11 protein-coding genes are annotated in these 14,552 nt (G+C 40.9%); 5 read left to right on the forward strand and 6 right to left on the reverse strand.

Annotation, left to right across the window (positions count from 1 at the left end):
- Positions 1-50: 50 nt before the first annotated feature.
- Positions 51-2,486, forward strand: coding sequence for an AI-2E family transporter (locus FTU83_RS04840; RefSeq protein WP_257222523.1), 2,436 nt, complete (start codon positions 51-53; stop codon positions 2,484-2,486).
- 89 nt (positions 2,487-2,575) lie between these two features.
- Positions 2,576-3,628 (forward strand): DUF1176 domain-containing protein, encoded by a 1,053-nt coding sequence (locus FTU83_RS04845; RefSeq protein ID WP_180105806.1) that lies wholly within the window; start codon positions 2,576-2,578, stop codon positions 3,626-3,628.
- Positions 3,629-3,707: 79 nt separating this feature from the next.
- Here the strand turns inward: FTU83_RS04845 and FTU83_RS04850 are convergent, their stop codons facing one another.
- The gene (locus tag FTU83_RS04850) at positions 3,708-4,475 is read right to left on the reverse strand and encodes a hydroxymethylpyrimidine/phosphomethylpyrimidine kinase (protein WP_078191115.1); all 768 of its coding nucleotides are present in this window, start codon (positions 4,473-4,475) and stop codon (positions 3,708-3,710) included.
- A 98-nt stretch (positions 4,476-4,573) separates the two neighbouring features.
- Here FTU83_RS04850 and FTU83_RS04855 point away from each other — a divergent pair, with 98 nt between their 5' ends.
- Positions 4,574-5,245: an HAD-IA family hydrolase gene (locus FTU83_RS04855; RefSeq protein ID WP_180105820.1), complete on the forward strand. Its 672-nt coding sequence runs from the start codon at positions 4,574-4,576 to the stop codon at positions 5,243-5,245.
- A gap of 28 nt (positions 5,246-5,273) precedes the next feature.
- On the opposite strand, the gene FTU83_RS04860 is transcribed toward FTU83_RS04855, so the two are convergent.
- Positions 5,274-5,723 carry a hypothetical protein gene (locus tag FTU83_RS04860; RefSeq protein WP_180089197.1) on the reverse strand — a complete coding sequence of 150 codons (450 nt, stop codon included), beginning with the start codon at positions 5,721-5,723 and terminating at the stop codon, positions 5,274-5,276.
- Between the two features lie 299 nt (positions 5,724-6,022).
- Between FTU83_RS04860 and FTU83_RS04865 the strand changes: the two genes are divergently transcribed.
- Positions 6,023-7,204, forward strand: a complete 1,182-nt coding sequence (locus tag FTU83_RS04865; RefSeq protein ID WP_180105808.1) for a low temperature requirement protein A — start codon at positions 6,023-6,025, stop codon at positions 7,202-7,204.
- A gap of 25 nt (positions 7,205-7,229) precedes the next feature.
- Here FTU83_RS04865 and FTU83_RS04870 read toward each other — a convergent pair whose 3' ends face one another.
- The 4 genes from FTU83_RS04870 to FTU83_RS04880 all read right to left on the reverse strand — a co-directional run bounded on the left by FTU83_RS04870 (position 7,230) and on the right by FTU83_RS04880 (position 13,245).
- Positions 7,230-8,651: a hypothetical protein gene (locus FTU83_RS04870; RefSeq protein ID WP_180105809.1), complete on the reverse strand. Its 1,422-nt coding sequence runs from the start codon at positions 8,649-8,651 to the stop codon at positions 7,230-7,232.
- 67 nt (positions 8,652-8,718) lie between these two features.
- A complete protein-coding gene (locus FTU83_RS04875) occupies positions 8,719-10,002 on the reverse strand; it encodes a ribonucleotide-diphosphate reductase subunit beta (protein WP_078191110.1) in 1,284 nt (427 codons plus the stop codon).
- Positions 10,003-10,144: 142 nt separating this feature from the next.
- Positions 10,145-10,273 carry a hypothetical protein gene (locus FTU83_RS17380; protein WP_257220656.1) on the reverse strand — a complete coding sequence of 43 codons (129 nt, stop codon included), beginning with the start codon at positions 10,271-10,273 and terminating at the stop codon, positions 10,145-10,147.
- Between the two features lie 140 nt (positions 10,274-10,413).
- A complete protein-coding gene (locus FTU83_RS04880; protein ID WP_078191109.1) occupies positions 10,414-13,245 on the reverse strand; it encodes a ribonucleoside-diphosphate reductase subunit alpha in 2,832 nt (943 codons plus the stop codon).
- A 589-nt stretch (positions 13,246-13,834) separates the two neighbouring features.
- Here FTU83_RS04880 and bfmR point away from each other — a divergent pair.
- Entirely contained in the window at positions 13,835-14,551 is a 717-nt protein-coding gene (bfmR, locus tag FTU83_RS04885; RefSeq protein ID WP_067764711.1) for a response regulator transcription factor BfmR, read from the forward strand.
- Position 14,552 lies beyond the last annotated feature (1 nt).

Below are 14,552 nucleotides of genomic sequence, written 5' to 3' on the forward strand. Positions count from 1 at the left end.
AAAACTTCAGCCTAAATTAAAAAATAATGACCATCGTTCAGGATAAGAAAATGGATCATAAAAATAATAAATTAGCGCAAGATTTTGAATCATCACCATCAGGTCAAAAGCAAGGCTTGCAAGATCTGAACGCATCGAAGCAGATGCCCCCTGCAGACTTACATAAAGTGATTCGAATCACGGCAGGATTTATCATCGGCAGTTTGCTGATTGCCGCCTTATATCTTGGCAAAGATATTTTTATTCCATTGGCACTCGCAATTTTATTGGCTTTTTTAGTTGATCCTCTGGTGATGAAACTTCGTGGTTGGGGACTTCCACAGATGCCATCTATATTTATTGTGGTCGGTTTAGCTTTGGCGATTTTGTCCGGCGCGGCCTCTTATTTAGGTTATCAATTGGGGCAATTAAGCCAAGAATTACCGCAATATCACGGCACAATTCAAAAAAAAATGGATTCTATTCGTCAATTTGCACGCGGCCCGAGTGTTTGGGATGGCGCAAAAACCACCATAGATACTGTTGAAAATTCGATAGATGATGTGGTTCCTGAAGAGAAAAATCCTAAAGTGCAACAAGTGAAAGTGGTGGGGCAACAACAAACCACGGCTGAAGCGGTCATGGCTTGGAGCGAGCGGGTGCTCAATCCCTTGGCAACCGCAGGTATTGTATTTTTATTTGTGATTCTGATTTTGGTCAATCGGAAAGATTTGCATGATCGTTTCCTCAAGCTGCTGGGCGGAAATTTAAATATCGGAACAGACGCACTAGATGAAGCGGCCAATCGTATCGGTAAATATTTACGTATGCAGCTGATGGTGAATGTGACCTACGGTATTCCGATGGCCTTGGGACTTTGGTTTATTGGTGTGCCGGCAGCAATTATGTGGGGAATGGTGGCGATTGTGATGCGCTTCGTTCCCTATGTCGGCCCTATGATTTCTGCGATTTTTCCCATCGCCTTGGCTTTTGCGGTAGATCCCACATGGAATATGGTGCTGTGGACAGTCGGCTTAATCCTGCTCTTGGAATTGGTCAGTAATAATATTATTGAGCCTTGGTTGTATGGGGAAAGTACTGGACTTTCAACCTTAGCCATTATCATTGCCGCCATGTTTTGGACGGCGGTGTGGGGGCCAATTGGTTTAATTTTATCGACACCTTTAACCGCGTGTTTATTGGTGCTTTCGAGCTATGTGCCATCCTTAGGTTTTATTAAAACCCTGATCGGTAGTACACCTGCATTGGCGCCGCATGAGCGCTTTTATCAGCGATTGGTCGCTGATGATGTGCAAGATGCCATGGATGTAGCACAGACTTTTATTGCTGAAAAGTTACCGAAAGATGCTACGGATGAAATTAAGGCACGTCGGGTCAATGCGTTTTATGCCAAAGTGGCGATTCCAGCCATACGGATTTTTTCGAGCGGACACAACACCGAGGCTAGTGCAGAGCATCGACTACGCTTACATCAGGGATTAAAACTGTTTAATCATAGTTTTCAGCGGGCATATCCAGTTTCACCGCTGGGTCAGAAAGCAGCGGTGTTATGTATCGGCGCACGTTGGGAAATTGATGTTCAAGTATCGGCTATGTTGGCGCATGGCCTAAGTTTAAGGGGTATTCCGGCTCAGGCATTTAGCGACGTATTGATTCAAAATCAGCATCAAAGTATGGATGATATCCAAGAGGATATTCAGATCGTATGTATTTCGATTTTCCATACAGCACCCGAAGCTCAAATTCGCCTTTTAAGCCATGTTTTTAAGGCACAGTTTCCAGATAAAAAACTGATTTTTGCACTGTGGAGCTGTGATGATATATCCCAATTAGATGCGATCAAAGAAAATTTCACCGTCGATGCAGTGGTCAATAATATGAATGACTTGTTATTAACCATTGAAGCTTTTCAATTGAAGCAGGGTGAATCTTGGTTGGATGAGCCTGATCCTAGTGTTGAAGTGCAGCGCTTAAAAGCATTAGAAGAACTGAATGTTTTGGATGAGCGGAATTTACCGATCTTTGAACAATATATTGAAGAAGCTCGACAAGCCTTCGATGTGAAATATGCGCAAATTTCTTGGGTCAAGCAAGACTGGGTCTATACTCCAGGTAGCCCTTTGGCTCAGGCTACCGAGCAACCGATGCAGGTGCGCCAGTCGAAACAAGACTCAATCTGCAGCCATTTGGTGTATCAAAATGAACGCTTGATTATTGAAGACTTACAACGTGACCCACGCTTTGCGCATTTACCTGAATTGATGCATAACCGCATTCGCTTTTATGCAGGCGTTGCACTTAGAGACCGTAATGGGGTGGCATTGGGAAGTTTCTGTGTTTTAGATCGGCAGCCGAATCAAATGACCGATGATGATATGAGTCTTTTAAAAGACCTAGCGGCAGATTTGATGAATACGCTCAGTGATGAAAATGCGAAACGAAAAAAATGTGAAGAGATACAGCAACTGAATGATTCATCTCTATAAATTTAAATCATGTAGCAGATCCATTTAAACTGGAGTTTCAGTGAAAAGCATTCTAAGATGGCTCTAATATAATTATTCGAGCCAAAGACATGAACAAAAATAATGTCATCTGGCAACTTTTATTGGGCTACGTTGCTGCATTGGGTTGTAGTGTGAGTTTTGCTCAAATTCAAGGAAATTATTTTTCACATAAGGATTGGGAAATCGCTTGTGATAATACGGGGACTTGTCGCGTTGCAGGTTATCAAGCGGAGGGCAATCAGCCCGCTATTTCTGTATTATTACAACGTGCTGCGGGCGCTCAAGCGCAAGTCAGCGCACGAGTGAAACTCGATCCTGAAACGTTAAGTGCGGCAAATAAACCGCTTCAACTTTATATTTTAGGTAAAAATCAGGGAACTGTGCAGCTTGATGCCAAAACTGCGGAAGGTCAGTTAAGTGCAGCTCAAACTCAAAAACTGATTCAAGCCTTACAAGCCAATCAACCGATTGTGTGGAAAGGCAACAACAAAACATGGTTATTGTCCGTACAAGGTGCTAGTGCGGTTTTGCTCCGTATGGATGATTTTCAAAAGCGAATAGGGACAAATTCAGCATTATTACGTAAAGCCAATAGCAGTTCGGTTAATGTACTCAAACCGAAAAGTATTCCGAAAGTGAATATTCAAAATTACAGTAAAGGCTTACAAACACGGTATGCCGTCAATGCGCCCACCGCCAAACAATTATTTGGATTGATAAAGAAGAAAACGACAGTGGAAGATTGTCCTCAACTCTTTGATGCAAATTTTTTAGAGGATGATCGGGTCGTGGTGTTTCCAATCAATGGGAAAAATGCCTTGGTCGAAGTGCCATGTTGGCGTGGGGCATATAATAGTGGTAATGGTTATTGGTTGATGGATCGCAACTTAAAGCAAATCAAACAATCCGTGACCTTTTCTGGAAGTGGTTTTAGCGAAGGGCAAATTTTTTCCAATCAACGTGGGCGAGGCATTGGTGACTGTCATAGTACGGGGGAGTGGTCGTGGAATGGTCAGCGTTTTATCCAAACCTATATGGCAAAAACCACACAGTGCAAAGGATTTGCTGGTGGTGCGTGGGAAATTCCAACCTTGGTCTATCGCGTTCAACTCGACTCTTAATTTGAAAAGCCCTGATATTCAGGGCTTTAAATGATGCAGCGTTTTATTCTATCGGGTTTAAATAAATAACCGAGAAAAGTTAAAAACGTTTTGGAATTTTTTGTCCGCCGACAACTGGCGATTCAGCGATTTTCAACACACCAAATAGCCATGTTTCGGCATGATGAACAGCTGTTTTGAGCTCATCACCTAAGGCTAAACGCCCTGCAATAAAACTCGCCAATGAACAGCCCGAACCGTGATATTCCCCATCCAGTCGTGGGCAACGGGTTTCAGAAACTAATTCACCCTGAACATACAACGAGTTTTGGATATAGTCTGGCGTATTTTCATGCCCACCTTTTACTAATACCGCTTGAGCACCCATCGCAAAAAGTTGCGCAGTTGCTTTAGAGATATCCTCTTCACCTGTGAGCGCACGTAATTCTACGGTATTAGGTGTAAGCACAGTGGCAAGCGGAATCAATTCCGCAAAGGCTTTGACCAACGTTGCTTGATCGCCCAAAGAACCACCACTATTGGCAACTAAAACGGGGTCGAGAACATAATGATATTCGGGATGTTCACGTAAAAACTCAGCGAGAGCCGCGATATTTTCAGTCGTTCCTAACATTCCTGATTTTACACAGCGAATAGGGAGGTCACCGACGACGGCATGTGCTTGAGCCAGCAATAACTCACGAGAGGTCGCTTCAAACGAATACACTTGTTGTGAGTTTTGAACGGTTAATGCTGTACACGCAATGGCAGCATGTGCACCACTTTGACCAATGGCTTCAATGTCCGCTTGCAGTCCTGCACCACCTGAAGGGTCAAGACCTGAAAAGCACAGTACAGTAGGGCGCACAATGATGTCCTTATTAAACAAAATTTGCGATAGTATAGGCAACTTTGAGCGAACACTCGATAGTATTTTTGCAGAAGTGAATGGATAAGGTAAAAGCTGTGATTAAGAATATATTGATCGATCTCGATGGAACATTAACAGATCCAAAAGTAGGCATTACCACTTCAGCACGCTATGGACTGGCGAAAATTGGACATCCCATTTCGGATGAGACCAATATCGATTGGATCATTGGACCACCTTTGAAAGCCTCTTTGGCCAAAATCCTCAATGTCGATTTGCATAATGTACTTGCAGATCAGGCTTTACTTGGTTATCGCGAGCGCTTTGCCGTTACCGGCTTATTTGAAAATAAAGTGTATCCTGCGGTTGCCGACACTCTAGCAACTTTACAACAGCAAGGCTTTCACTTGTACGTCGCTACAGCAAAGCCGACGGTCTATGCCCGCCAAATTTTAGAACATTTTGATTTGGCAAAATATTTTACTGTGATCTATGGCAGTGAACTGAACGGTGAGCGAACCAACAAAGGCGATTTAATTGAATACATTTTGCAGCAAGAACAGTTGGATGCAAAAGAATGTGTGATGGTGGGAGACCGTGAGTACGATATTTTAGGCGCACGCCGTAATGCTGTGCCGAGTATTGCTGTGAGCTATGGTTATGGTAGCGCAGAAGAAATTCAAACGGCTGCACCGGCTTTGGTGATTGATCGTTTTAACGATTTGATTTCGAGTATTGAGCAATTGCAGCAGCAGAAAGTGTCGTAGTTGCACCGAACCTAATGAATGATGCTGATTATTTAAAGATAATCAGCAAAATGAGCAAGATCAGCCCACAGAAAAACCATTTGAGCAAAGGTGACTCATCATTTTTGATGGTTTCTGCTTCGAGTGCGATGCCATGTTTATCGTAGACAAATACAAAATGTGCATTTGCGCTTAGAGCCATTTCTTGAATGGCTTGTAGCTCGAGTGCGCTGACTTCTTCACTTAAGCGTTCTTTTAACTGAATAAAAATAACCGGCTGTCCAAACTCATACCACTTGAAGTGGATCTGTTGTATGAGTTGGTTGAAGCACTGTTCTGCAACATGATAGTTTCGGACAAAACTTCCGCGTTCTATAAACGCCAAAGGGCAGTTTTGTTCAGCTACAATTTGATGATCACGCGTTAAAACTTGCATTTGATCATAATGGATCTGTACCCAAACTGCGTCAGGAAAAGACGCTAATTTTTCTTTTAACATCACTTTTAGGTTTCATTATTGTTTTTAGTGGCTAGCAGTATGTCATTAAAATTTAGAGAAAAATATAGCTGAGATATAAAAAAACACATCGATCTATCGAGTTTTTGTTTTAAACGTCTTTCGCAGTTTTGTCACTTTGAATTTTTACTTCCACGATTGAAATATCTAACGCTTAAGTAGGTTTTAAAGCCATTATCCCTTTTCTAGAAAACTGTATCTCATCTGATTTATGTAATCGACCTTGTAACTATTTCAGGCTTTTGAAAAAATTCAGACAGAAAACAATAAAGCTGAATGCTATGTCCAAATCATTTTTATTCCCTAGTCAGTGGCTCAAACCTTTGCACCCACGTGATCCACATGAGCATCATCGTGTCGCGACCTCTTTAGAATTGCTTTTTGACTTGATCTTTGTTGTCGCGATCGCAACAGCAGGGCAGCAACTGCATCATGCCATTGTTGAAAATCATTTGGCTCAGGGTTTAACGCTGTATGGCATGGTGTTTTTTGCTTTGTGGTGGGCGTGGATGAACTTTAGTTGGTTTGCTTCGGCGTATGATAATGATGATGCGCTCTATCGAATCTTAACTTTTGTTCAGATTATTGGCTCTTTGGTCATTGCTGCTGGTATTCCAAGCGCTTTTCAAAAGCAGGATTTTGACGTAATTGTGATTGGTTATGCCATTATGCGTCTCGGCTTAGTTACGCAGTGGTTTCGCGTTGCAAAGCATGATCTGTCCCGTCGGAAAACTGCATTACGCTATGCGTTTGGAATCATACTGGTACAAGTCGGGTGGCTGTTCTTTCATTTTTCACCGCTGCATTTCACAGTTTATCTTTTCATTTTGCTCGCAATTGCTGAACTGTCTGTGCCAGTTTTTGCAGAGGCTGCAAGCCGTACACCTTGGCATGCGCATCATATTGCTGAGCGATATTCACTGCTCACCATTATTGTTTTAGGCGAATCTATTGTCGGATGCTCGATTGCCATAACCGATGCATTAACGAATCAGCGTTTTAGTACTGAACTGATCTTTTTGATGGTAGGCGGCCTGATGATGATGTTCACTATGTGGTGGTCTTATTTTGATACCAGTATTGCAGAGCGTTTAAATAGCCGAAAAATGGCATTTACTTGGGGGTATGGACATTTCTTTGTCTTTATTAGTATCGCGGCGATTGGTGCTAGTTTAGCTGCCGCAGTCGATGTGGTTTCGCATGAGGCGCTGATTAGTTCTGAAAAAGAAAGCTACTTTGTGGCGATCAGCCTCGTGATTTATACGACAAGTTTATATTTACTCCATGAATTGCATCATCAAAGTGGGTTTAGAAAACTTTTATATCCTTTAACCGTGGTGATTGTTTTGTGTATTCCGTTGTTTATCACACCCGCAGGTTATGCAATATTTGCGATGGCAGTGGTATATGCACTGCGATTGTTCTTCTCGAAAAGTTATTTGAAAAACATTACAGTGATTTAAAAAATCCCGCTTTAAGCGGGATTTTTTATTTATCAGCAGGATTTGAATCTATATTTTTCAAGAATGGTACGTAATTTTTTAAAATACCATTGAATGGAATAAACTTAATAGTTTTGTTCGACAGGTTTTTTTCCTTTTCTATAAATTGTTGATAACGAATATATTCTGAGTTCATAAACTCACGAATTAAAACAAGTTTTTTTTCTGCTCGTATTTTTTGTAAGGCTGATTCAGGTAAATTTGAATAAACACTATCAGCCACATCTTTGGCTAGCATGCTGATTTTAGCGAGGTTTAATTCCTGTTGTTGTACCTCTGTTAGGTGGCGTACCATTTTATAGATAAAAGCGATACACATTGATGCGAGAGTAATTACTAAAAGTGTAAAAGGAATTCGTTGTATTAAAACAATCCAGGCAGACTCGAAAGTAGCTAATGCTGTAGATTGACTAAACGTTTTTAATGTATCCCACGATAATATGATTAAAAAGCTAAGGATGATCATGGGGATGATGGACAATGCTCCATATGTTAGTTTTGTTCTATTTGCACGATCATTAAATCCTTCTAATGTGTCTGTAAATGTATTAACCTTTTTTTCAAGTTCTTGTTGGCGTTTTTCTAATCGAACATTTCCATCTGATAAGAGCTTACTTTTTTTAGATAACTCATTAAAATCATTTTCAAGTTTACTAAGTTGATTTTGCTTGGCTGAAAGTTGAGAATCTAAAGATGTAATTTCAATATTCAGCTGGTCAATATTCTTTTGAAGCGAATCTCTATTTACTTTTAATGTACTAATATTCTCTATTAGTTCGCTCTCATAACTAGCATTTTCATCTAAAAAATTTTGATATTCATCAAATTTGTTTTTTAGGATGTTTATATTCTTAGTAAGTTCATTCTTTAAATTTTCAATTTTACCTTCGTACTCTGATCTATCATTTGTAATTTGATTTAGTTTTTTAATCTGATTTGTGAATTCTGAAAAGTCTAACCCCCAAATTTTAAACTCTGTTAAGTTTACTCTTTTTCTGCCCAACCATTTCGAATTATTAATTTTCAGATTAAATTTACTAACTATGTCGTTTAACCAAAAGGTTACACGACCTTGTTTATCTACTGAATCGACGACTATTGTTCGTTTTTTTCCAAAAATATTCGTGTATGTTAATTCGTAAATACCTTTTTCTTCAGGTGTGAATAATATTGCACTTGTGAAGAAATGGTCAGAGAGAGTTACATCGGAACTTTCTTTATTTAATGTGTAATTCAGTTTTTGAGATGATACAAATTTTGCAAAGCTACTAGTCTCTAATGTTTCTAATGGTGTTAAAAAAGTATTTTGATATTTCTCTAATATAATATTTGCTGGTATTGGTTCATCTACTAAAGATTTTACTTCTTCTTCTAAAACATCAATATTAATATCTACGGTATTATTCATTATATTAAGTCCCCATAAAATATAATAAAAAAAGCGGAATCATTTGATTCCGCTTTTCAAAAATTACTTACCAGCTTAACGCACCACCAGTTTGGTAATCCGTTACGCGAGTTTCAAAGAAGTTCTTCTCTTTACGTAAGTCCATCATTTCTGACATCCACTGGAATGGGTTATTCACACCAGCAAATTGTTCAGGTAAACCTAATTGGCTTAAACGACGGTTACAGATGAACTTCAAGTATTCTTCCATCATGCCTGCATTCATACCCAATACACCGCGTGGCATAGTGTCACGAGCATATTCGATTTCAAGCATTGTACCTTCAAGAATCATTTGAATGATTTCTTCTTGGAACTCAGCAGTCCATAGGTGAGGGTTCTCGATCTTGATTTGGTTGATCATGTCGATACCAAAGTTCAAGTGCATAGATTCATCACGTAAGATGTATTGGAATTGCTCAGCAACACCATTCATCTTGTTACGACGACCCATAGACAAGATTTGGCTGAAACCACAGTAGAAGAAGATACCTTCAAGTACGCAGTAGAACGCGATCAAGTTGCGAAGCAAGATTTGGTCGTTTTCAGGTGTACCTGTTTTGAACGTAGGATCACTTAAAGATTGTGTATATTTCAGACCCCATGCCGCTTTACGAGCCACTGAAGGAATTTCACGGTACATGTTGAAGACTTCGCCTTCGTCCATACCTAAAGATTCGATACAGTATTGGTAAGCGTGCGTGTGAATCGCTTCTTCAAATGATTGACGTAAGATGTACTGACGGCATTCAGGGTTGGTGATGTGACGGTAGATTGCAAGAACCAAGTTGTTCGCAACCAATGAATCTGCAGTCGAGAAGAAACCTAAAGAACGCATAACAATAGTACGCTCATCTTCGGTTAAGCCATTTTCAGACTTCCAAAGTGCGATGTCATGGTTCATGTTCACTTCTTGCGGCATCCAGTGGTTTGCACAACCGTCTAGATATTTTTGCCAAGCCCATTCGTATTTAAACGGTACAAGTTGGTTTAAGTCAGCGCGGCAGTTGATCATCGCTTTATCGTCAACTTGAACACGCTGAGCACCCATTTCTAGCTCTTCTAAGCCAGGTGCAACGTCTAGATTTTCTAGAGCGTTAGATGCTCTTGCCAACGGATCGGTTGGATCTGTTGGTCGATTTGTACTGGTTCGAGCGGGTTGTGCAGCTGCCAAATTCGGCGATGAGTGCTGTGCATTAGATACCACTTGCGAATCAGTCGTTTTTTGCGGTTCGACGGGCGCAGGCTGGTGAGCTTGTGCAGCTTGTTTCGGTTCATCATCTTCGAAATCGTCCCAACTTAGGATAGACATAACAGTTCTCTCTTCGTTGCTTTATATCTTTTATAGACATCCAGCGTCGCTGAGATGTCCTACTATACGCTCAATTTGTGTAAGCAAAATTAAGTTTTGTCGATCACTGCTCTAAAATTGTTCGGTAGAGCAAATATCCCCACTACTTATTTTGATTACGCGATTTATATGCCTTGAACCAGAAATAGGCGATCGGGACATAAAAAGTCAAAATAAAGGAAACCACCAAGGCAATTAACCCTAACTGATAGTTATGCGTCATATGTGGCATGGTGGATTCCTTTATTTATTTTTAATTTTTAAATCTCCCCAAACCCCTCTTTAAAAAAGAGGGGCTTCCTTGAATCCAAAAGGGTTTTAGGAAGTCCCCCTTTACAAAGGGGGATTTAGGGGGATTAAAACCTGTCAGTCCTATTGACAAGCTTCACAATCAGGGTTGTCAATTGAACATGCCATTGGCACTGGAGCTGCTTGACCAAAACCTTCTTCTTCAGCAGCAACTTCAGCTTTAGGTTCTTCTTTCGCAACAGCAGTTACAGGTGCTGCAACAGTAGCAGGCTTAACTGCGTTCAATGCACCAGTATTGATGGTTGATTTCTCAGCAGACGTCGCACCCAATGCACGTAGGTAGTAAGTGGTTTTTAGACCACGTAACCATGCCATTTTGTACGTCATATCGAGTTTCTTACCGTTTGCACCAGAGATGTAAAGGTTAAGAGACTGAGCTTGGTCGATCCATTTTTGACGACGTGATGCAGCATCCACAATCCAACGTGGCTCAACTTCGAACGCAGTCGCGAAGATTGCTTTAAGCTCTTCAGGAATACGTGCAATTTTTTGAACCGAACCTTCGAAGTGTTTCAGGTCGTTGACCATTACAGAATCCCAAAGACCGCGATCTTTTAACGCACGTACTAGGTACGGGTTGATCACTGTGAATTCACCAGAAAGGTTAGATTTCACATACAAGTTTTGGAAAGTTGGTTCGATTGACTGTGATACGCCACAAATGTTCGAAATGGTTGCAGTCGGTGCAATCGCCATCACGTTTGAGTTACGCATACCGTCTTTTTGAACTTTAGTACGTAAAGTATCCCAGTCCAAACGTGTTGTACGGTCAACTTCGAACATACGGTCAGGACGTGCTTTTTGTACGATATCTAAAGAGTCAATTGGCAAGATACCTTGATCCCAAAGTGAACCTTTAAATGTCTCGTAAGTACCACGTTCAAGTGCCAAGTCGCTAGATGTTTGAATCGCGTAGTAAGAAATCACTTCCATAGATTCATCAGCGAACTCAACCGCAGCATCAGAACCATAAGCCAATTTCATTTCGTATAAAGCATCTTGGAAGCCCATGATACCCATACCCACTGGACGGTGTTTCAAGTTCGAGTTACGAGCTTGAGGAACAGCGTAGTAGTTGATGTCAATCACGTTGTCGAGCATACGAACAGCAGTTTTAACTGTACGAGCAAGCTTTTCACGATCTAACACACCGCCTTGAACGTGTTGTACAAGGTTAATTGAACCTAAGTTACATACTGCGATTTCATCTTCGTTAGTGTTCAGCGTAATTTCTGTACACAAGTTAGAAGAGTGAACTACACCAACGTGTTGTTGTGGTGAACGTAAGTTACATACGTCTTTGAATGTGATCCAAGGGTGACCAGTTTCAAACAACATAGACAACATTTTGCGCCATAAGTCTTTCGCACGGACTTTCTTATGTAGCATGTTGGTTTCTTTCGCAATGCCTTCGTAGTAAGCATAGCGTTCAGCAAATTCTGCACCTGTTAGGTCATGCAAATCAGGTGTTTCAGATGGTGTGAACAGTGTCCATTCAGCATCTTCGAATACACGTTGCATAAACAAGTCAGGAACCCAGTTCGCTGTGTTCATGTCGTGTGTACGACGACGGTCATCACCCGTGTTCTTACGAAGCTCTAGGAATTCTTCGATGTCCAGGTGCCAAGTTTCAAGGTATGCACATACTGCACCTTTACGTTTACCACCTTGGTTGACTGCAACGGCAGTATCGTTGGCAACTTTAAGGAACGGTACAACACCTTGTGACTTACCATTCGTACCTTTGATATACGAGTTAAGCGCACGAACAGGCGTCCAGTCATTACCTAAACCACCCGCCCATTTAGACAACATTGCGTTATCACGCATTGCGCCATAAATGTTGTAAAGGTCATCTGAAATCGTTGTTAAGTAACAGCTAGATAACTGTGGACGTAAAGTACCAGAGTTAAATAGAGTCGGCGTAGACGCCATGTAATCGAAGCTAGACAATAAGTTGTAGAATTCGATCGCACGTTCTTCACGGTTGTCTTCGTTCAATGAAAGACCCATTGAAACACGCATGAAGAATAATTGTGGTAATTCGAAACGTACGCCATCTGAGTGGATGAAGTAACGGTCAAATAAGGTTTGTAGACCTAAATAAGTAAATTGGTTTGAGCGTTCTGGTTGAATCGCAGCAGCCAATTTTGCAAGGTCAAAGTTAAGTAGCTCTGGAGAAAGAAGATCAAGCTCGATACCTTTCTTCAAGAAAGTTTCTAAAGCGTCGCCTTCGTTCGTGTCAGTATCTAAACCTAAAAACTCTAAACCTGTAGCAACAAGGTCATTACGCAATAAACGCGCAGTCACGTATGTATAGTTTGGTTCTTGTTCGATACGTGTACGAGTTGCCATCATCATGGTCGTTGAGATGTCTGACTCTTTTACGCCGTTATATAGGTTTTTTACAGTCTCATCGATAATCGCTTGAACATCGATGCCTTCTAAACCTTCAGCTGCTTTGACAATATTTGCCTCAAGCGCGCCAAGATCAAGTGGTTTAAGCTGACCGTTTGAACCCGTTACTTGTAAAGTAGGGTGGTGGTGAGCACCAGTTTGTTTACGAGCTTCAGCACGTTGCTCGCGGTAAATCACGTAAGAGCGAGCAACTTTTTGCTCACCTGTACGCATAAGCGCAAGTTCAACCTGATCCTGAATTTCTTCAATATGAATGGTACCGCCAGAAGGTAAACGACGGTTAAAGGTATTCAATACCATCTCAGTTAATTGAGAGATACGGTCGTGAATACGGCTGGAGTCAGCGCTTTGCTGGCCTTCAACGGCCAAGAACGCTTTACCAATCGCCACAGAGATTTTTTCTGCATCAAAAGGTGCAACGTCACCGGTGCGTTTAATCACCTGAATTTGACCAGGGGTTGAATTCGTTACGCTCATGCTAGCATAGCTCCATTTGTCATCTATTTTTATGTTAGGACCGTTTGAACTGGGCAATTTTTATGCCACAGTGTTTGAGGTTTAAACACAAGACCTAGTGGTTTAAAAATTTATTGAACACAAGATACGGGAAAATTCAGGGTATATCAATATTGACATTTATTTAAAAATTTCGGTCAGTCCGAACTGCCTTCCATTGCGTAAAAATCCCTATTTTTTATCTTTGTTATATATGCCTTATCCGACAAGGGCATAGCATAGCAAAGTCGAAAAAGAGTGCTTATAGATAACATTGTGGATAACTTCAGAAAGCGTAAAAAGTTGTGAATCAACCAGTCAGTTTTTATCCGATGAAAATGTATCCAAATTTATAATTGTTGCTATTGTGAGCAATAGGTCATGGAAATGATCGGTAAATAAAATTGCAGAAATATGGCAGGTTAAAATTTATTACAAAATACGATATTGATGTATCAGTTTCGTGAATGCCATCTTGTTTACAATGTAAACGTGTGTATATTGCAAACTATGTTTAAGCGTATCTATCGGATTTCAAATAGGATACGCCCAATCAAATAAGGGGCAATCAATGAGCCAAGAAGAAAAGTTACCTAAAATTTTAATTGTTGAAGACGATGAGCGTCTTGCTCGTTTAACTCAAGAATACTTAATCCGTAACGGACTTGAAGTTGGGGTAGAACCAGACGGTAATCGTGCGATTCGCCGTATTATCGCTGAACAACCAGATATGGTATTACTCGACGTGATGCTTCCGGGTGCAGATGGTTTAACCATTTGTCGTGAAGTTCGTCCACATTACCATCAACCAATTTTAATGTTGACTGCACGTACCGAAGATATGGACCAAGTTTTGGGTCTAGAAATGGGTGCAGATGACTACGTTGCAAAACCTGTTCAACCTCGCGTTCTACTTGCGCGTATTCGTGCATTATTACGTCGTACAGACAAAGCACCAGAAGATGAAGTTGCACAGCGCATCGAATTTGATGATCTTGTGATTGATAACGGTGGTCGTTCTGTCACGCTCAATAATGAGTTGGTTGACTTTACTAGTGCGGAATATGACCTTTTATGGTTGTTGGCATCTAATGCAGGTCGCATTCTTTCTCGTGAAGATATCTTTGAGCGTCTTCGTGGTATTGAATACGATGGTCAAGACCGTTCAATCGATGTGCGTATTTCACGTATTCGTCCAAAAATTGGCGATGATCCTGAAAACCCGAAACGTATTAAGACCGTACGTAGTAAAGGTTATTTATTCGTAAAAGAAACTAACGGCATTTAAT

Source organism: Acinetobacter sp. YH12152, from assembly GCF_013418285.1.
Lineage (GTDB): Bacteria > Pseudomonadota > Gammaproteobacteria > Pseudomonadales > Moraxellaceae > Acinetobacter > Acinetobacter amyesii.